Below are 17,546 nucleotides of genomic sequence, written 5' to 3' on the forward strand. Positions count from 1 at the left end.
CGTCCGCCGCCCGCCGCCCCCGCACCACCACCCTTCCGGTACCGAGGAGAGACTGATTCCGCATGTCCGCTGACATGTCCCGCGCGCAGGAGCAGGCCCAGACCAGGGAACAGAAGCTCGTCGACTACCTGAAGTGGGTCACCGCCGACCTGCAGAAGGCCCGCGAGCGCATCGAGACGCTGGAGTCGGCCGCCACCGAACCGGTCGCCATCGTGGGCATGGCCTGCCGCTTCCCGGGCGGCGTCATGTCACCGGACGACCTGTGGCGCCTCGCCGCCGAAGGCCGGGACGCCATCAGCCCGTTCCCCGCGGACCGCGGCTGGGACCTCGACGCGCTGTACAGCACGGACCGCGACGAGCCCGGCACGTCGTACACCCGGGAGGGCGGGTTCCTCGACGGAGCCGCCCTGTTCGACGCGGACTTCTTCGGCATCTCGCCCCGCGAGGCCCGCGCGATGGACCCCCAGCAGCGAGTCCTCCTGGAGACCGCGTGGGAGGCGTTCGAGGACGCCGGGATCGACCCCGCCACGCTGCGCGGGAGCCGCACCGCCGTGTTCGCCGGCGTGATCGAGCAGAGCTACCTCGGACTCGAAGGGCCCGCCGAGCTGGAGGGCCACCTCATGACCGGCAAGCTCAGCAGCGTGGCGTCCGGCCGCATCTCCTACACCTTCGGCCTCGAAGGCCCGGCCGTCTCCATCGACACCGCCTGCTCGTCCTCGCTGGTCGCCCTCCACCTCGCGGTGGAGTCGGTCCGCCGCGGCGAGTCCACCCTCGCGCTCGCCGGAGGCGCGACGATCACCGCGACCCCGGGCGGATTCGTCGACTTCTCACGCCAGGGCGGACTCGCCCCCGACGGACGGATCAAGTCGTTCGCGGCCGCCGCCGACGGCACCTCCTGGTCGGAGGGCGTGGGTCTGCTGGTCGTGGAGCGGCTGTCGGACGCGGTGCGCAACGGACACCGGGTGCTGACGGTCGTACGGGGCAGCGCGGTGAACCAGGACGGCGCCTCGAACGGTCTGACGGCGCCGAACGGCCCGTCGCAGGAGCGGGTCATCCGGCAGGCCCTGCAGAACGCCCGGCTCGCCCCGGCCGATGTGGACGCGGTGGAGGCGCACGGTACGGGCACGCGGCTGGGCGACCCGATCGAGGCACAGGCCCTGCTGGCGACCTACGGCAAGGACCGCGAACGACCCCTGTTCCTCGGCTCGCTGAAGTCCAACATCGGCCACACCGTCGCCGCCGCCGGTGTCGGCGGTGTCATCAAGATGGTGCAGGCCATGCGGCACGGGCTGCTGCCCCGGACCCTGCACGTCGACCGGCCCACGCCCATGGTCGACTGGAGCTCCGGCGCGGTCGAGCTGCTCACCGAGGCACGCGAGTGGACCGCCCGCGAAACGGCCCCGCGCCGGGCCGCCGTCTCCGCCTTCGGCGTGAGCGGCACCAACGCCCACGTCATCCTGGAAGAGGCCCCCGAGGCGGAGCACACCGCCCCCGAGCAGGTCCGGACGCTCCCGGCCGTGCCCTGGCTCCTGTCCGCACCGGACGAGGACGCCCTGCGCGCCCAGGCCCGGCGGCTCCACGAGCACGTCGCCGCCCACCCCGAGCAGACGGCCACCGACCTCGCCTACTCCCTCGCCACCACCCGCACCCTGCACGACCGCCGTGCCGTCCTGACCGGAGCCGGCCGCGACGACCTGTCCGACGCCCTGCGCCACCTCGCCGAGACGCCCACCGGCTTCGATGCACCGGTCCGTCCCGGCGGTCTGGCGGTGGTGTTCTCGGGTCAGGGTGCTCAGCGGGCGGGGATGGGGCGGGAGTTGTATGGGGCGTTTCCGGTGTTCGCGGGGGCGTTGGATGAGGTGTGCGGGGTGTTGGATCCGCTGTTGGGCGGGTCGTTGAAGGAGGTGATGTTCGCGGTCGAGGGGTCGTTGTTGTCGCAGACGGGGTGGACGCAGCCGGCGTTGTTCGCGTTTGAGGTGGCGTTGTTCCGGTTGGTGGAGTCGTGGGGTGTGCGGCCTGGTGTGGTGGCGGGTCATTCGGTGGGGGAGTTGGTGGCTGCGCATGTGGCGGGGGTGATGGGGCTGGGTGAGGCTGCTCGGTTGGTGGCGGCGCGTGCGGGGTTGATGCAGGCGTTGCCGGCGGGGGGTGTGATGGTCGCGGTGGAGGCCTCGGAGGGCGAGGTGGTGGCGGCGATCGGTGATCGTGGTGGTGCGGTGGGTGTGGCGGCGGTGAACGGGCCGTCGGCGGTGGTGATTTCGGGTGCGGATGATGCGGTGGCGGGGGTGTTGGCCGCGTTGCCGGGTCGGCGTACGCGGCGTCTTGAGGTGTCGCATGCGTTTCATTCGCCGTTGATGGACGGGATGGTGGAGGAGTTCCGTTCGGCGGCGAAGGAGGTGCGCTACGAGGCTCCCCGGATGGCGGTGGTCTCGACGGTGACGGGTCGGTTGGCCGAGGGTGAGGATCTGCGGTCGGCGGACTACTGGGTGACCCAGGTGCGGGAGGCGGTCCGCTACGCCGACGCCGTCACCACCCTGTACGACCAGGGCGTGCGGACCGTCGTCGAGGTCGGCCCCGGCGGCGTCCTGACCGCCCTCGCCCAGACCGTCCTCGCGGACCGGGACGACGTCACCGTCCAGGCCCTCCAGCGGCCCGACCGGCCGGAACCGGCCGCCCTGGCCGACGGCATCGGCACCCTGCACGCCCGGGGCGTCCCCGTCGACTGGGAGGCGTTCTTCGCCGGCACCGGAGCCCGGCGGGTCCCGCTGCCCACCTACGCCTTCCAGCACCAGCGGTACTGGACCGACGCGCTCGCGGCCGGCCGCCGTGACGCCGGCGGGTTCGGCCTCGACAGCACCGACCACCCCCTCATCGGCGCCGCGCTGTTCCCCGGCGACCGCGACGAGGCCCTGTTCACGACCCGCCTGTCGGCCCGCACGGACCAGCTCCTCGCTGCACACACCGTCGCCGGGGAGACCGTCGTGCCCGGCACGGTCCTCGCCGAACTCGCCGTCCGGGCCGGCGACGAGACGGGCTGCACGGCCGTGGACGAACTCGTCGTCGACACACCCCTGGTGCTGCCCCGCGAGGGAGCCCTGCACCTCCAGGTCCGCGTCGGCGAACCGGACACCGCCGGCCGTCGCGTCCTCACCGTCCACGCCCGGCCCGACGAGCCCGACGCGTCCTGGACGCGCCACGCCCACGGACTGCTCAGCACCACACCGCTCGTCCCGCCTGCGGACACCGAGCCGGCCACGCCGTGGCCGCCGGCCGACGCCGAGCCGTTCCCGGCCACCGACCAGGACGACGGCGAAGCCCCGGACCCCGCAGATGAGTTGTACGACCGCTTCGCCGCCGCCGGGGTGCGCTACGGACCCGCGTACCGAGGGCTCACCCGGATGTGGCGGCGCTCCGGCGAACTGTTCGCCGAAGTGGCCCTGGACCCCGACACCGACCCGCGTGCCGAGGGGTTCGGGCTGCACCCGGCCCTGCTGGAGGCCGCCCTGCAACCGCTGTACGCCGCCGGACTGCCCGGCCTGCCGTCCACCGCCCTGAGCTGGCACGGTCTGCGTCTGCACGCCGTCGGCGCGGACACCCTGCGCGTCCGCCTCACCCCGCTCCCGGGCGCCGACGACACCTACGCGGTGCGCCTGACCGACCCGGCCGGACAGGTCGTCGCGGTGGCCGACGCCGTGACCGTCGGCCCCGTGCCCGCCGCGGCGCTGCGGGCCGCACGCTCCCGGCACCGCGACGCCCTCCACCACGTCGAGTGGATCGCCCGGCCCCTGCCCCCCGCCTCCCGGAACTGGCTCACCCTCGGCGCCGCCGGGGGCCCGGACCTGCCCGCCGTCAGGGCCGCCGTGGAAGGCGAGCGCATCGGGGCCGTACGCCTCGATCTGACCACCGCGGCGGGGCAGTCCGCGCAGGACGCCGTCAGGGACACCGTGGGCCGCGCCCTGACCTGGGCGCGGCAGTGGCTCGCCGAGGAGGCCCTGGCCGCCGTACCGCTGGTCGTCGTGACCCGTGGCGCCGTGGCGGTCTCCGGCGACGAGGACGTCACCGACCCCGCCACCGCGGCCGCCTGGGGCCTGCTGCGCTCGGCACAGTCGGAGACGCCGGGGCGCATCGTCCTGGTGGACGTGGACGGCGAACCCGGCCCGGACGCGCTGTCCGCCGTGGTCGCCGCCGGCGAACCGCAGGCCGCGATCCGCGGCGCCACCGCACCCGGCGGCGCCCCCAGGATCCATGCGCCCCGCCTGCTGCGCACCCCGGCCCCCGAACACGCGGCCGACGGCGCCCGCACGGTCTGGGATCCCGACGGCACCGTCCTGATCACCGGCGGCACCGGATCGCTCGGCGGCCACTTCGCCCGCCACCTGGTCACCGCCCACGGCGTGCGCCACCTGCTGCTGGTCAGCAGGCGCGGCCCCGACTCCCCGGGCGCCGCCGGCCTGTGCGCCGAACTGCGGGCCCTGGGCGCGACCGTGACCGTGGCCGCCGCGGACGTCGCCGACCGCACCGCCCTCGCGGGCGTCCTGGCCTCGGTGCCGGCCGCGCACCCGCTGCGCGGCGTCGTCCACACCGCGGGCGTCCTCGACGACGGCGTCATCGCCGCCCAGACACCCGGGCGGCTCGACGCCGTGCTCCGGCCCAAGGCGGACGCGGCCTGGACGCTGCACGAGCTGACCCGGGACGCCGGCCTGACGGCGTTCGTGCTCTTCTCGTCCGTGGCCGCCGCCGTCGGTGGCCCCGGCCAGTCCACCTACGCCGCGGCCAACGCCCACCTGGACGCGCTCGCCCAGCACCGCGCCGCGAAGGGACTTCCGGCCACCTCCATCGCCTGGGGCCTGTGGGAGCAGGCGACCGGGCTGACGGGCGGACTGACCGAGACGGACCTGAAGCGGATCGCCCGCAGCGGCTTCCGCACGGTCCCCCAGGACCTGGGCACGGCCCTGTTCGACCTGGCCCTGGACACCGGCCGCCCCTACCTCGTGGCCACCCCGCTCGACATCCCCGTGCTGCGCCGCCAGCCGCAGGTCCCGGTGCTGCTGCGGTCGCTGGTGCGGGTGCCGGTGCGCGCCACGGCGCGCGGCGCGGCCGACGCGGGGCCCGCCCTGGCCGACCGGCTCACCGGACTCGACGAGGCCGCACAGCACACGCTCGTCCTCGACGCCGTGGCGGCCGAGATCACCCGGGTCCTCGGCCGCTCCGGCACGGTCGACCCCGAACGCCCCCTGCAGAGCAGCGGTTTCGACTCCCTCACCTCCGTCGAGCTGCGCAACCGGCTCGCCGCGATCACGGGCCTGCGCCTGCCCGCCACCCTGGTCTTCGACCACCCGACGCCCCGGGCCCTGGCGGCCCACCTGCGCACCGAACTCCTCGCACCCCAGGGCGACACCGAGCCGGACCCGGCCGTGGACTACGCCGCCGACCTCGACCTGCCCGCCGACATCCGCCCGGCCGGCGAGGTCGTCCGCACCGTCACCGACCCGTCGGACATCCTGCTCACCGGCGCGAGCGGCTTCCTCGGCGCGTTCCTGGTGCGCGACCTGATGCGCACCACGACCGCCCGCCTGCACTGCCTGGTGCGCGGCGCCGACGACGCGGCGGCGTACGAGCGGCTGCGCTCCAGCCTCACCTGGTACCGGGTGTGGGACGAGATCGACGAGAGCCGGCTGACCGTCCGCGCGGGGGACCTGGCCGACGAGCGACTCGGCCTGAGCGAGGAGGAGTTCGACGACCTCGCCCGCACCGTCGACGCCGTCTACCACGCGGGCGCCACCGTGCACTGGCTCCACCCCTACGAGGCACTGCGCGCGGCCAACGTCCACGGCACCCGCGAGATCCTGCGCCTGGCGGCCCGTCACCGCACGGTCCCGGTGCACTACATCTCCACCGTCGGCGTCTTCAACGGCCCGGTCACGCCGGGCGTCCCCCTGAAGGTGACCGACCCGACCGGCCCCGCCGAGGCGCTGCCCAGCGGCTACCTCCAGTCCAAGTGGGTCGCCGAGCAGCTCGTCGGCCTCGCCCGGGACCGAGGCCTGCCGGTGTCGGTGCACCGCGTGGACGTCATCTCCGGCGACACCCGCAACGGGGCCTGCCAGACCCGCGACTTCGTCTGGCTCAGTCTCAAGGGCCTCCTCCAGGCGCAGGCCACACCGGCCGGTGTCGGAGGCCGCTTCCACCTGCTGCCCGTGGACTACGTCAGCGCCGCCATCGTCGGGATCTCGCGGCGCGAACCGGCCGGCGGCACCTTCCACCTGTTCAACCGCAGCTCCCTGAGCCTCGCGGACTGCGTGTCGTACCTGCGTGACCTCGGGTACCGGCTCGACGAGACGGACCGGGAGCGGTGGAGCGCCGCGGTGCGGTCCGACCGGGACAACGCCCTGCTGCCGCTGCTGCACGCGTTCGAGATGATGACGTCCGACACCGACGGCTTCTATCCGCCGATCGACACGGCCGAGACCGAGGCGGCGCTCACCGGCACGGACATCGCCTGCCCGCCGCTGACGCGTGAACTCTTCGCCAAGTACGTGGAGTTCTTCGTCCAGGAAGGGCACTTCCCGCCCGCCCCCTGACCCGTGAGGTCCGTCGATCGGATACCTCCGGCCGGCCGCCCGGCTGCTCCCCGTGAGCAGCCGGGCGGCCGGTGCCGTCCCCTCTCCGCTTCTTCCTCCGTCCGCGAATCCGAGGTATCCCCATGGGCGCCGCACAGGTGCGTTCGTTCTCCGAGATCGAGGCCGCCTTCGTCGAGTACGTCCAGCAGACCGTCTACTGCACGATGGTCACCGTCGACCGGCGCAACCGCCCCCGGGCCCGTGTCGTCCAGCCCGTCTGGGAGATCGTCGACGAGCGCCCCGTCGGGTGGCTGGCCGTCTTCCGCACCCCGGTGAAGGCCGCCCACCTGGCGCACAACCCCCACACGACCTACGCCTACTGGCACCCCCGCCAGGACGCGGTCTTCGTCGACAGCGTCTCCGCCTGGGTGCACGACCGGGACACCAAGCTGCGCGCCTGGGAGCTGTACCGCCGCAACAGCCCCCCGGGCGTCGGCTACGACCCGCACCTCTATTGGAGCGCCGGCCCCGACAGCCCCGACTACCACCTGCTGCGCATCGACCCCTGGCGCGTCCAGGTCCTGCGCGGCTCGGACCTGAGCAGCCGCATCTGGGCGGCAGAACCGCCGTCGCGCTCCTGACCCCGGCCGCCGGATACCCGGCCCGATTGCCCCGCCCTCACGGCGTGCGGTTGGATCAGGGCATCGGCTGAACGAGGCGGCGACCGAGGAGAGTTGATGGCGGCAGAGGGGGAGCGGACGGAGAACACGTCCGCGGGCCACGCCAGTGGGCAGGCCCACCACTTCTCGACCGGAGGCGGCCCTGGGTGGGGCCCGGTGCCGCCTCCGCCCCCGGACGGGCGCGTAGCCGAACTCCTCGCCCTGCTCCGGGAAGTCCGGGCCGACCTCGAACGCCTTCAGAGCACGGACGAGATCACCGCGCTCCGGGACGAGTGCGAGGAGGCCGAGCAGGAGATCTCCCGGACGGGCCGCGTCACACCGGGCCTCGCCGCGCGGTTCCGCGCCCGTCTGGCGGCAGCGGAACCGGCCCCGTCGCTCCTGGCCTCCGTCGCCGGACTCGCCCAGGCGCTCGCCCTGGCGGAGGAGCCCCTGGGCACTCCGGAACCCGACAGGCGGCGGTCGACGCAGCCGAATCCCTTCGGTGGCGCGCGTCCCGGCGCGTACGGGGCACCGGCGGGCCACACCCCGCCCGGCCCCAGCACCGGTTCCGACGACGACGAATGGCCCGACCCGGCCGATGGGTGACATCGCCAAGGGCGTGCTGGGCGGGGCCTGGACGCTGCTGGTGGGCTGGATCCTGCCCACCGCGCTGAACCTGGCCGTCTTCCTGCTCACCGTCGCCCCGAGCCTCCGTGACCTCGGCCCGCTCGAACGGCTGCGCGGCGCGAGCGGACTCGGCACCGGCCTCACCCTGCTGACCGGCGCACTGCTGCTCGGCCTGGTCGCCAACGCCTGCCAGAACGCGCTCTACCGGCTCCTGGAGGGGTACCTGCTGTGGCCGGCCCGGGCCTTCGAGGCGGGCTGCCGGCGCAGTCGCGGCAGCAGGGCGTTCCTCGCGGACCGGCTGACCGTGCTGCGCCTGGAGCGCCGCCGGGCCGAGCAGGGGCCGCTGCGGACCGAGGACGCGGAGGAACTCGCCAGGCTGCTCGCCGACCCGCGCCTCGCCCGGGCCGCCGGGCGGGACCGGCGTCGTACCGCCGTCCAGCGCGGGCTGCTGCGTGAGCGGTTCGCCCGGTTCCCGATCGCCGACGACCAGATCGCCCCGACCCGCCTCGGCAATGCCATCCGCCGCTTCGAGGAGTACGGCTGGGACCGCTACCGCCTCGACACCCAGCTGCTGTGGAACGAACTCACCGGCTGCGTCCCGGACCAGATCCGCCGCCAGAGCGAACTCGCCCGCGCCAGCGTCGACTTCTTCGTCGCCCTGCTGTCCGGCCATGTCGTCGTCGCCCTGGCGGCGGCGCTCGCCCTGGCGGCCGGCGACAAGCCGGACCGCATCGCCCTGCTGAGCACCCTCGTCGTACTCGCCGCGCTCGTGCCGGTCTGGTACCGGTCGGCGGTCACCGCGACCGACGAGTGGGCGGCCGCCGTCCGGGCCCTGGTCAACACCGGCCGCAAACCCCTCGCGGCCTCCCTCGGCCTCGCCCTCCCGCAGACCCTCGCCGCGGAACGCGCCATGTGGACGATGGTGTCCCGGCTCTCCCGCATCCCGTACCACGAACGCGCCGCCGCCCTGGACCCCTACCGCGCGGAACCCGCCACGACGGACCCCGCCTGACTCCGAGTCCCAGCGGACGACCGTCGAAGCCGCGGAACGACCGTCGAAGCCGCGGACGACCGTCGAAAACCGGTCGTCCGCGACGGCCGGCCGGACCTAGGGTGCGGCCGTGGACTGGAGCGCCTGGCACGACGGATACGACACGGCGGACTCCTGGATGGCACGACGGCTGCGGACCGTGCGGCAGCAGATCCGCCGGGCCCTCGACGACGCCCCGCCCGGGCCGCTCAAGGTGATCAGCCTGTGCGCCGGGGACGGCAGGGACCTCCTCCACGTCCTCGCCGGACACCCCCGGCGCCACGACGTGCGGGCCAGACTGGTCGAACTGGACCCCCGCAACGCCGAGGCGGCCTCGGACGCGGCGCGCGCGGCGCACCTGGACGGGGTCGAGGTCGTGACCGGTGACGCCTCGCTCGTCGACCGGTACCAGGACCTCGTCCCAGCGCAGCTCGTCCTGGTCTGCGGGGTCTTCGGCAACATCACCGACTCCGGCATCGAGCGGACCATCGGCGCCTGCGCCCAGCTGTGCGAGACCGGCGGCACCGTCGTCTGGACCCGGCACCGCGGCGAACCCGACCGGGTGCCGCTGATCTGCCGTCGGTTCGAGAGGGAGGGCTTCGAACTGCTGTGGCTTTCCGAACCGGACGCCGGCTACGGAGTCGGGGCGCACCGGTTCGCCGGCCCGCCCCGGCCGCTGCGCCCCGGACTGCGTATGTTCGAGTTCGTCGGCTACGACGTGCTGCGGGACCGCCCGGATGCGGCAGCGTCGTAATCGCGCCGATTTTGCGGACGTGGCCCACGGCGAGGTGAGCGGCGGGGCGAGCGGCGGAAGAATGATGAGGACCTGGAACGGCACACCGGGAACCCGCGGACGAAACGGTCCGCCGAACCCGCGCCGCCGCCGGGCGAACTCCGAGAGCAGGCACGCTCCCCCGATGTGATCGGACCGTCTTCAGACCGGCACGAACGCGCCGGAACGGAGGACTGACTCATGGCCACCCCGCTCACCGCCGCCCGGCTCGTCGCCGCGTTGAAGGCCGAGGGCTGCGTCGTTCGCGAAGTCGCCGGCTGGCGCACCAACAACCGCAACCACAAGGGCCCTTGGGGCCCGGTGCACGGCGCGATGATCCACCACACCGTCACCGGCTCCGGGACGGACGTCGTCGGGCTGATCTTCCACGGCCACAGCGCCCTGCCCGGCCCGCTCGCCACCGGATGCATCACCAAGGACGGCGTCGTCCATCTCACCGGAAACGGCCGGGCCAACCACGCCGGAGGCGGTGACCGCGAGGTGCTCGACGCCGTCATCGGCGAGTCGTACGGCACGTATCCGCCCCCGACGCACGAGCACGACGGCTCGGCCGGCGCGGTCGACGGCAACGCCCGCTTCTACGGCTGGGAGTGCGAGAACAGGGGCGACGGCAAGGACCCGTGGCCGCCCGCCCAGTACCTCGCGATGGTCAAGGCCACCGCCGCGATCTGCCGCGCGCACGGCTGGGGCCACAAGAGCGCCATCGGCCACCTGGAATGGAGCGACTGGAAGGTCGACCCGCGCGGATTCGACATGGCGGGCTTCCGCCGAGACGTCGCCGACGCCCTGGCCCTCCCGGCGGGCCGGTGGGAAGGAGAGGACCCCATGCCCCAGTACGTCAACCTCGGTGTCGCCGGGGACTACCAGCTCGCACCCGGCGCCTGGGACTCGGTCGAGTTCACCGCGGAATGGACCGACGAGACCGGCCAACACGCCGACGGCGGCAGCGTGTTCGCCCGGGGCCCGGCCCGCTTCAGCGGCACCGTCAGCCTCCACATCGACGGACTGCCGACCGGTGCGGTCGTGCAGGCGCGCATGTCGGAGTACGAGGGCGACGAGCTCCGGGCGGACCACCCGATCCACGAGATCGCCGGGACCGGCGGCGGCAGCTTCGTGGTCGTCCCCGTGACCAAACGGCTCGCCCCGGGGCGCAGCATGCGCGTGCGGCTGCTGAACCAGGCCGCCGTCCCCGTCACCGTCGTGAGCGCCGTACTGACCGCGCTGGTCTGGAAGGAGACCTGAGCACCGCCGTCCGGGAGACGATCGCCCGCCTCCGCACGTATACCCGGGCATGAACCGAAGCGAGCCACGTCCGTTACGAGTTGAACGAACGCACGGCCCTGTGATTAGGGTGCGGGCGATGTTCTGCGCGCACCTCACTCCTTTACTCCCCGCCGCCAGAGGCACCCACGCCTCCTGTCGTTGCGGGAGGTGCCGTGAGTGACACGGTGACCGCGGCCCGTCCCGGGGCCGCGGTGACACGGGCGACGGGGACGAGGGAGCAGGACGCCGCGCCCCGCCCGGCCCGGCAGCGGGACGCGTTCTTCGACAACGCCAAATACCTCGCGATCGTGCTGGTGGCCGTGGGGCACGCCTGGGAGCCTCTGCGCCAGGGCAGCAGGGCCGTCACCGCCCTGTACATGCTCGTCTACGCCTTCCACATGCCGGCGTTCATCATCGTCTCCGGCTACTTCTCCCGCACCTTCGACGGCAGCTCCGCCCGGCTCAAACGCCTGCTCACCGGCCTCGTCGTCCCGTACGTGGTGTTCGAGACGGCGTACACCCTGTTCACTCGCTGGACCAGCCAGGACCCCGACCGCCCGGTCAGCCTGCTGGACCCCCTGTACCTCACCTGGTTCCTGGCGGCGCTGTTCGTCTGGCGGCTGGCCACGCCCCTGTGGCGGCTGGTGCGGTGGCCGCTCCCGCTCGCCCTGGCCGTCGCGATGCTGGCGACGACCGCACCGTCCATCGGCCACGACCTCGATCTGCAGCGCACCCTGCAGTTCCTGCCGTACTTCGTGTTCGGTCTGCTGCTGCGCCCGGAGCACTTCCGGCTGGTACGACGGCGTGCGGTGCGGATCCTCGCCGTGCCGGTGGCCGCCTGCGCCCTGGCGGTGGCGTACTGGGCGGTCCCGAGGATGGACTACGCCTGGTTCTTCCACGCCGACAGCGCCCCGGAGCTGGGCGTCCCCCTCTGGTACGGGCCCGTGATGACCCTGGCCGCCTTCGGCTGCTCGCTCGTCCTGGTCGGCTGCTTCCTGGCCTGGGTGCCCGGGCGCCGGACGTGGTTCACCGTGCTGGGCGCCGGCACCCTGTGCGGCTACCTGCTGCACGGCTTCGTCGCACAGGCCGCGAAGCACTGGGGCTGGTACGAGCCGGCCTGGGTGCGCGGGCCCGCCGGCGTGGTCGCCGCCACCCTGGTCGCGGGCGTGGCCGTCACCGCCCTGTGCACTCCGTCCGTACGGCGGGTCTTCCGCCCCGTGACGGAACCCGGCATGGCGTGGGCCTTCCGCGGCACGGTCGCCACCCGGACCGGTTCCCGCCGGGCTGCGCCCTGACCGCGCAGCCCGCACGCTGGAGGGACAGCACACCTCTCCGCGAGGGAGCACCGGCATGGCGAAGGGCCGCAGCGAGGGCGGGAAGCCGAAGAAGGGCGACAAGGTCACCTGGAGCAGTCACGGCAGCCGGACCGAGGGCGAGGTCGAGAAGGAGATCACCGAACGGACCGAGGCATCGGGCCGCACGGTCGACGCCTCACCGGACGACCCGCAGTACGAGGTGCGCAGCGACAAGTCCGGCAGGACCGCGGTGCACAAGCCGTCCGCGCTCAAGAAGAAGAAGTGAGGCGGCGTGGACGACGAGGAGCGCGAGGAGACCTGGAACGACTTCCGTGAGCTGGTGAACATGACACCGGCGGACCTGGAGAAGTGGCTGGAGTCCGACGCTTCACAGAGCGTCGGGCAGCACCAGGACGGGGGTGAGTCCACCGGGCACGCCTCCGGCCGCCGGATCGTGGCGATCCTGCGGGCCGACAAGGGCGGCCTCACGGACGACGACTACCGGCACATGCGCAAGGTCGTCGGCTACGTACGCCGCCACCAGGCCCAGCGGCCCTCCGGGGACGTCCGGGACACGCGGTGGCGGTACTCCCTGATGAACTGGGGCCACGACCCGCTCGACGGGTGATCAGTGCGCGCCGGTCTCGTGCGGGGTCACGGCGACACCGTTCAGCGCCTGGGTCATCTGGTGCTGGGTCTCTTCGGCCACGACACGGGCCTCCTCGACGACGTCACCCCGTTCACGTATGAGGCTCGCGTAGATCGGCAGTTCTTCGGTTCGGGTCGAGTCGAGTGTCACAGCGGGTTCCAATCGATTTGCAGCCGGGATCTGAGGGGTCCGAGTAAGTCTGCGTCACGGCCCCTCACCGCGTTACCCACCCCCGTGGAGTCCAGATTTCCGTCACGTACTCCGCAAATTCCTCACGTTTGCGATCTGTGCCGGGCCGACGCCGCAACCCAGCCGAAAGGGCCCCGGGAATCGCTTCCCGGGGCCCTTTCGGCGCGGAGGTCGTCAGAGCGACGTCGTCTGGATGCCCGCGTGCCCGCCCGCAGCCGCGCCCTCCGGCGAGAGGGTCCCCTGCAGGGCGGCGCAGGCCTCGCCGGCCAGGGGGCCGACCAGGCCGGCGGAGAGGCCGCCCACGAGGCCCGCGGAGACGTCGACGCCGCCCGCGTTGCCACCGGCGACGGTGTCCAGGTCGGCGTCGGAGAGCTCGGCGGTGGCGACCCGAGAGGTGAGGTTCATGGGGGTGTTTCCCTTCGCGTGAATGTCTCGCAGTGGCGGTGAGCGCGAGTGACGCCGGAATCCGGGGACCAGCTCCCGTCCCGGCTGCTCCCGCCGTGCGCAGGATCAAAACACTCCCCGCAGAGGAGAGCCAACCGCCTTCCGGCGGTGCGCGGTTCCTTCCGGCGGTCGCCTTCACCACTGTGAGCGCGGGGTCACCGGATGCGCCCACTCCTTCACAGGGTCCGTCGCGGCGGCCGGGTGCGGGAGTGTTGCGTCCCGGTTCCCGAAGCGGGCACTTCACCGCCAAGCCCCCCTGCCGGAACCGGGATGCGCCGGCGGGCCGGGCGGCGCGCCGCCTCCCGGCCCGCGGTGTGCAGATGTGCTGGAGGTTCGGGTCCCGTCCCCGTCAGGCCGCCGCGGCCGGCTGCATCAGACGGGCCAGCAGGTCGTCCAGGGTGACCAGGCCGGTGAGCCGGCCGGAGCCGTCGCGCACCACGGCCAGGGAGGCCCGGCGGCGGCGCAGCACCTCGATCGCGTCGGCGACCGTGGCGGTCTCCGCCAGCTCCGGCACCGGCCGGGCGAGGTCCCGCGCGGTCGTGGCCCGCCCCCGGGCCCGGGCCACCAGGGCGTCCCGGGCGTGCACCGAGCCGAGGACGCTGCCGTTCTCCCGGACCAGCAGACGGGTGCGGTCGTGCTCGGCGGCGAACCGCAGCAGCGCCTCGACGTCCGCGCCGCCCTCGACCCAGGTGATCTCCGCGGCCGGGATCCGCAGCGCGGCGACCGGAGTCTCCGGCTCGGTCAGCGAGCGGGTCAGCAGCTCCGAGTCGGCCGCGCTGATCAGGCCCAGCCGCTCCGACTCCTCCACCAGGTGCGTCAGCTGCTCCCGGTTGTGCACCGAGGCCAGCTCGTCGCGTGGGGCCACCCGGCACAGCCGCACCAGGGCGTTGCTCACCGAGTTGAGCAGGCGGATCAGCGGACGCACGGTCCGCACCACGGCCCGGAAGGGCGGCGACAGCAGCATCGCCGAACGCTCCGGGTGGGCGATGGCCCAGGACTTGGGCGCCATCTCGCCGACCACCATGTGCAGGAACACCACCACGACCATCGCCACGGCGAAGGCGACGCCGTAGCTGACGGCACCGGGCAGGCCCAGCGTGTGCAGCAGCGGGTCGAGTTCGTGTGAGATCGCCGGCTTGGACACCGAGCCCAGGCCCAGCGTGCACACGGTGATGCCCAGCTGGGCGCCGGCCAGCATCAGCGACAGCTCGCGCATGCCGGCCAGGGCCGCGCCGGCGCCGCGCCGCCCGTCGGCCGCCGCCTTCTCCATGCGGTGCCGCTTGGCGGCGACCAGAGCGAACTCGGCCGCCACGAAGAAGCCGCTGCCGATCAGCAGCAGCACGGTCACGAAGACCGCCATCGGGAAACTCACGCCATCTCCTCGGCTTCCACGGCCTCCACCAGCGGGCTGATCCGGACCCGGTCGGCCACGTGCCGGTCCAGCGTGCGGACGTCGATCACGGCCCGGCCGCCGCCGGGCAGCCCGACCGTGACGCGGTCACCGACCGTCGGGAAGCGGCCGAGCCGGTCCACGACCAGGCCGGCCACGGTGTCGTAGTCGTCGTCCTCCGGCAGCCGGACACCGGTCGCCTCGGCCACCTCGTCCACCCGGCGGCCGGCGTCCACCAGCCAGCCGTCGCCGTCGGCGACGGCGAGCAGGGTGACCTTGTCGGACTCGTCGGCGATGTCCCCGACCAGCTCCTCGGCGATGTCCTCGTAGGTGACGATGCCGGCCACGCCGCCGTGCTCGTCGAGGACGACGGCGAACTCGTCGTCCTGCTCACGCATCCGCGTCACCGCGTCGGGCAGCGCGAGGGTGTCCGGCAGCAGCAGTGGCCGCCGGGCCACCTCTCCGGCCCGCGCGCCGGCCATCCGGGCGGCGGGCAGCCCCATCAGCTCGCGCACGCCCAGCACGCCCACGATGTCGTCCGGGTGGTCGCCGAGCACCGGGTAGTTGGAGTGGCCGTGCCGGGCGATCAGGCCGACCGCCTCCTCGGTGCCGGCGTCCTTGCGCACGAACACGGCGTCCGCGCGCGGCACCATGACCTCGTCGAGGGTGCGCTCGGAGAACTCCAGCGCGTGGTCCAGCAGCGCGGCGGTGTCCTCGGGCAGCTCGCCCTGCTCGTGGGACTCGCCGATCAGATGGCCCAGCTCCTCCAGCGTGGCGCCGTGGTGCAGTTCCTCGACGGGCTCGATCCCGGCCTTGCGCAGCAGCCGGTCGGCCGCGCCGTCGAAGACCCGTACGACGGGTCCGACGACCTTCAGGTACGCGAGGGTGGAGGGTGCCAGCGCCTTCGCCAGCCGCTCGGGCACGGCGATCGCGAGGTTCTTCGGAGCGAGTTCGCCCAGCACCATCTGCACGACCGTGGCCAGCGTGAAGGCGAGTACGACGGCGATGCCGCCGACGGCCGCGTCGGGCAGGCCGAGCCCCGACAGGGCGGGTCTGAGCAGGGCGGACACCGACGGTTCTGCGATGAAGCCGACCACCAGGCCGGTGACGGTGATGCCGAGCTGCGCGCCGGACAGCATGAACGACAGCCGCTCCAGCACCGTGAGGGCGCGGGCCGCCCTGCGGTCCCCGGCCTCGGCCTCACGCGCGAGGGTGAGCCGGTCGGCGGAGACGTAGGCGAACTCCTGGGCGACGAAGTAGCCGGTGCCGGCGGTCAGCACGAACACGGCGAGCAGGCCCAGCAGGGCCTCTGCGGCACTCATCGAACACCACCCCGCCGTGTGCCGCGATCACTGGTGCCGTGGCGGGATGGTCGGGGACTGTGCCCCGGAGGGTCCGTCGGTCTGGCGGACAAGAACATGCTCCTTCAGGTGTCGTGTGTCTCAGGCACAACGCGCGTCACCGCGCCGGTGTTCCCGGATTCTACGACCGTGTAGATCAAGCCGCTCGGCTCATTCCGGGCGGGACTCCTCGGCGAGATCCGGCACCAGTCCCCGCATCGCCGCGCACTGGTCCGGGCCCATGAAGCGGGCCAGGGACTCGGTGACCGTCTCGGCGAGCGGGGCGGAGGCCTCTTTCAGCAGGTCGCGCGCCTTGTCCGTGAGGGCGACCTCGACGCCCCGCCGGTCGCCGCAGACCGACCTGCGGGTGACGAGCCCGGCGTGCTGGAGGCAGGCGATCTGGTAGGTCAGGCGGGTCTTCGGACGGCCCAGGAGCTCCGCGACACGTGTCATGCGCAGACCGCCCTCGGGCTGCTCCGCGAGCAGGCACAGGACCAGGAACTCGTCGTGCGAGACGTCCAGCTTCTCCTTCACGACCGCGCGCAGCCGCTGCTCCACCGCTCCCGTCGCGGCCAGCAGCAGCATCCAGGCGCGCAGTTCGGGGGGCAGCAGCCCGCCACCGCCGAGGGACGGGCATTCCGGCAGGTCGGTGGGGTGCTCCTCGGCGTCGGCCATGGGGTCGAGTCTACCTGTCGTCCAAATTTGGAGCAGATGGTTGTTCAATTTTGGATTAGCAGCTAGCGTGCCCGTCAGTAATCCAAATTTGAACGACAAAGCAGGGAGACCGATCATGACCGTCGCCGTGGAAACCGGACAGTGGCAGCTCGACGCGACCGCCTCGACCGTCGGCATCCGGCACAGGACCATGTGGGGCCTGGTCACCGTGAAGGGCACGTTCGGCGCCGTCAGCGGCACCGGCGAGGTCCGCCCCGACGGGTCCGCCGTCGGCACCCTGACCTTCGACGTCGCCTCCCTGGACACCGGGCACGCCAAGCGCGACACCCACCTGAGGTCGGAGCACTTCTTCGACGCCGGCCACCACCCCGAGATCACCTTCGCGGCCCGCAGCGCCGAGCTCCGCGACGGGAACCGGGTGCACGTCATCGGGCAGCTCACCGTGCGCGGCATCAGCAGGCCCCTGTCCCTGGACGCCCGTGTGACGGACCGGGACGCCGGGGGCCTCACCCTGGACACCGAGTTCACCGTCGACCGCGAGCAGTTCGGCATGGGCTGGAACCAGCTGGGCATGATCCGCGGCCGGGCCACGGTCGCCGCCACCCTCCGTTTCACCCGGGCCACGGCCTGACGCCGCC

Annotated in this window: 15 protein-coding genes; 10 read left to right on the forward strand and 5 right to left on the reverse strand. The window is 73.3% G+C overall.

The annotated features are described in order from the left end of the window. Positions 1-62 precede the first annotated feature (62 nt). From RFN52_RS30450 to RFN52_RS30490, 9 genes are all read left to right on the forward strand, one after another. Positions 63-6,575, forward strand: a complete 6,513-nt coding sequence (locus tag RFN52_RS30450) for a type I polyketide synthase (protein ID WP_184850904.1) — start codon at positions 63-65, stop codon at positions 6,573-6,575. A 122-nt stretch (positions 6,576-6,697) separates the two neighbouring features. Then, a complete protein-coding gene (locus RFN52_RS30455) occupies positions 6,698-7,195 on the forward strand; it encodes a pyridoxamine 5'-phosphate oxidase family protein (protein ID WP_184850906.1) in 498 nt (165 codons plus the stop codon). Between the two features lie 96 nt (positions 7,196-7,291). Continuing rightward, entirely contained in the window at positions 7,292-7,819 is a 528-nt protein-coding gene (locus RFN52_RS30460) for a hypothetical protein (RefSeq protein ID WP_184850908.1), read from the forward strand. Next, a complete protein-coding gene (locus tag RFN52_RS30465) occupies positions 7,812-8,852 on the forward strand; it encodes a hypothetical protein (RefSeq protein ID WP_184850910.1) in 1,041 nt (346 codons plus the stop codon). Before RFN52_RS30460 ends, RFN52_RS30465 begins: the two co-directional genes overlap by 8 nt. Positions 8,853-8,961: 109 nt before the next feature. After that, on the forward strand, positions 8,962-9,624 hold the full coding sequence (locus RFN52_RS30470) for a class I SAM-dependent methyltransferase (protein WP_184850912.1): 663 nt from the start codon (positions 8,962-8,964) through the stop codon (positions 9,622-9,624). Positions 9,625-9,843: 219 nt separating this feature from the next. Beyond that, complete coding sequence (locus tag RFN52_RS30475; protein ID WP_184850914.1) at positions 9,844-10,905, forward strand: peptidoglycan recognition protein family protein; 1,062 nt, start codon at positions 9,844-9,846, stop codon at positions 10,903-10,905. A gap of 194 nt (positions 10,906-11,099) precedes the next feature. Beyond that, the gene (locus tag RFN52_RS30480; protein ID WP_184850916.1) at positions 11,100-12,221 is read left to right on the forward strand and encodes an acyltransferase family protein; all 1,122 of its coding nucleotides are present in this window, start codon (positions 11,100-11,102) and stop codon (positions 12,219-12,221) included. A 55-nt stretch (positions 12,222-12,276) separates the two neighbouring features. Further along, positions 12,277-12,507: a hypervirulence associated TUDOR domain-containing protein gene (locus RFN52_RS30485; protein WP_184850918.1), complete on the forward strand. Its 231-nt coding sequence runs from the start codon at positions 12,277-12,279 to the stop codon at positions 12,505-12,507. Positions 12,508-12,513: 6 nt separating this feature from the next. Beyond that, on the forward strand, positions 12,514-12,849 hold the full coding sequence (locus RFN52_RS30490) for a DUF3140 domain-containing protein (protein ID WP_184850920.1): 336 nt from the start codon (positions 12,514-12,516) through the stop codon (positions 12,847-12,849). Here RFN52_RS30490 and RFN52_RS30495 read toward each other — a convergent pair whose 3' ends face one another. From RFN52_RS30495 to RFN52_RS30515, 5 genes are all read right to left on the reverse strand, one after another. Beyond that, positions 12,850-13,020 (reverse strand): hypothetical protein, encoded by a 171-nt coding sequence (locus RFN52_RS30495; protein WP_184850922.1) that lies wholly within the window; start codon positions 13,018-13,020, stop codon positions 12,850-12,852. A 213-nt stretch (positions 13,021-13,233) separates the two neighbouring features. Then, positions 13,234-13,464 (reverse strand): hypothetical protein, encoded by a 231-nt coding sequence (locus RFN52_RS30500; RefSeq protein ID WP_184850924.1) that lies wholly within the window; start codon positions 13,462-13,464, stop codon positions 13,234-13,236. Between the two features lie 388 nt (positions 13,465-13,852). Further along, positions 13,853-14,875, reverse strand: a complete 1,023-nt coding sequence (locus tag RFN52_RS30505) for a hemolysin family protein (protein ID WP_184850926.1) — start codon at positions 14,873-14,875, stop codon at positions 13,853-13,855. Next, entirely contained in the window at positions 14,872-16,215 is a 1,344-nt protein-coding gene (locus RFN52_RS30510; protein ID WP_184850928.1) for a hemolysin family protein, read from the reverse strand. The genes RFN52_RS30505 and RFN52_RS30510 overlap by 4 nt, the downstream gene beginning before the upstream one ends. A gap of 189 nt (positions 16,216-16,404) precedes the next feature. Then, on the reverse strand, positions 16,405-16,908 hold the full coding sequence (locus RFN52_RS30515) for a MarR family winged helix-turn-helix transcriptional regulator (protein ID WP_184850930.1): 504 nt from the start codon (positions 16,906-16,908) through the stop codon (positions 16,405-16,407). A 115-nt stretch (positions 16,909-17,023) separates the two neighbouring features. Between RFN52_RS30515 and RFN52_RS30520 the strand changes: the two genes are divergently transcribed. Next, entirely contained in the window at positions 17,024-17,539 is a 516-nt protein-coding gene (locus RFN52_RS30520; RefSeq protein ID WP_184850932.1) for a YceI family protein, read from the forward strand. Positions 17,540-17,546 lie beyond the last annotated feature (7 nt).

Source organism: Streptomyces collinus (assembly GCF_031348265.1).
In the GTDB taxonomy this organism is placed as follows: domain Bacteria; phylum Actinomycetota; class Actinomycetes; order Streptomycetales; family Streptomycetaceae; genus Streptomyces; species Streptomyces collinus.

Excerpts from the sequence above, each read along its gene's own strand:
- RFN52_RS30510 (WP_184850928.1), bottom strand. The coding sequence starts at position 16,215 with ATGAGTGCCGCAGAGGCCCTGCTGGGCCTGCTCGCCGTGTTCGTGCTG.
- RFN52_RS30515 (WP_184850930.1), bottom strand. The coding sequence starts at position 16,908 with ATGGCCGACGCCGAGGAGCACCCCACCGACCTGCCGGAATGCCCGTCC.
- RFN52_RS30460 (WP_184850908.1), top strand. The coding sequence starts at position 7,292 with ATGGCGGCAGAGGGGGAGCGGACGGAGAACACGTCCGCGGGCCACGCC.
- RFN52_RS30485 (WP_184850918.1), top strand. The coding sequence starts at position 12,277 with ATGGCGAAGGGCCGCAGCGAGGGCGGGAAGCCGAAGAAGGGCGACAAG.
- RFN52_RS30455 (WP_184850906.1), top strand. The coding sequence starts at position 6,698 with ATGGGCGCCGCACAGGTGCGTTCGTTCTCCGAGATCGAGGCCGCCTTC.
- RFN52_RS30450 (WP_184850904.1), top strand. The coding sequence starts at position 63 with ATGTCCGCTGACATGTCCCGCGCGCAGGAGCAGGCCCAGACCAGGGAA.
- RFN52_RS30520 (WP_184850932.1), top strand. The coding sequence starts at position 17,024 with ATGACCGTCGCCGTGGAAACCGGACAGTGGCAGCTCGACGCGACCGCC.
- RFN52_RS30465 (WP_184850910.1), top strand. The coding sequence starts at position 7,812 with ATGGGTGACATCGCCAAGGGCGTGCTGGGCGGGGCCTGGACGCTGCTG.
- RFN52_RS30475 (WP_184850914.1), top strand. The coding sequence starts at position 9,844 with ATGGCCACCCCGCTCACCGCCGCCCGGCTCGTCGCCGCGTTGAAGGCC.
- RFN52_RS30500 (WP_184850924.1), bottom strand. The coding sequence starts at position 13,464 with ATGAACCTCACCTCTCGGGTCGCCACCGCCGAGCTCTCCGACGCCGAC.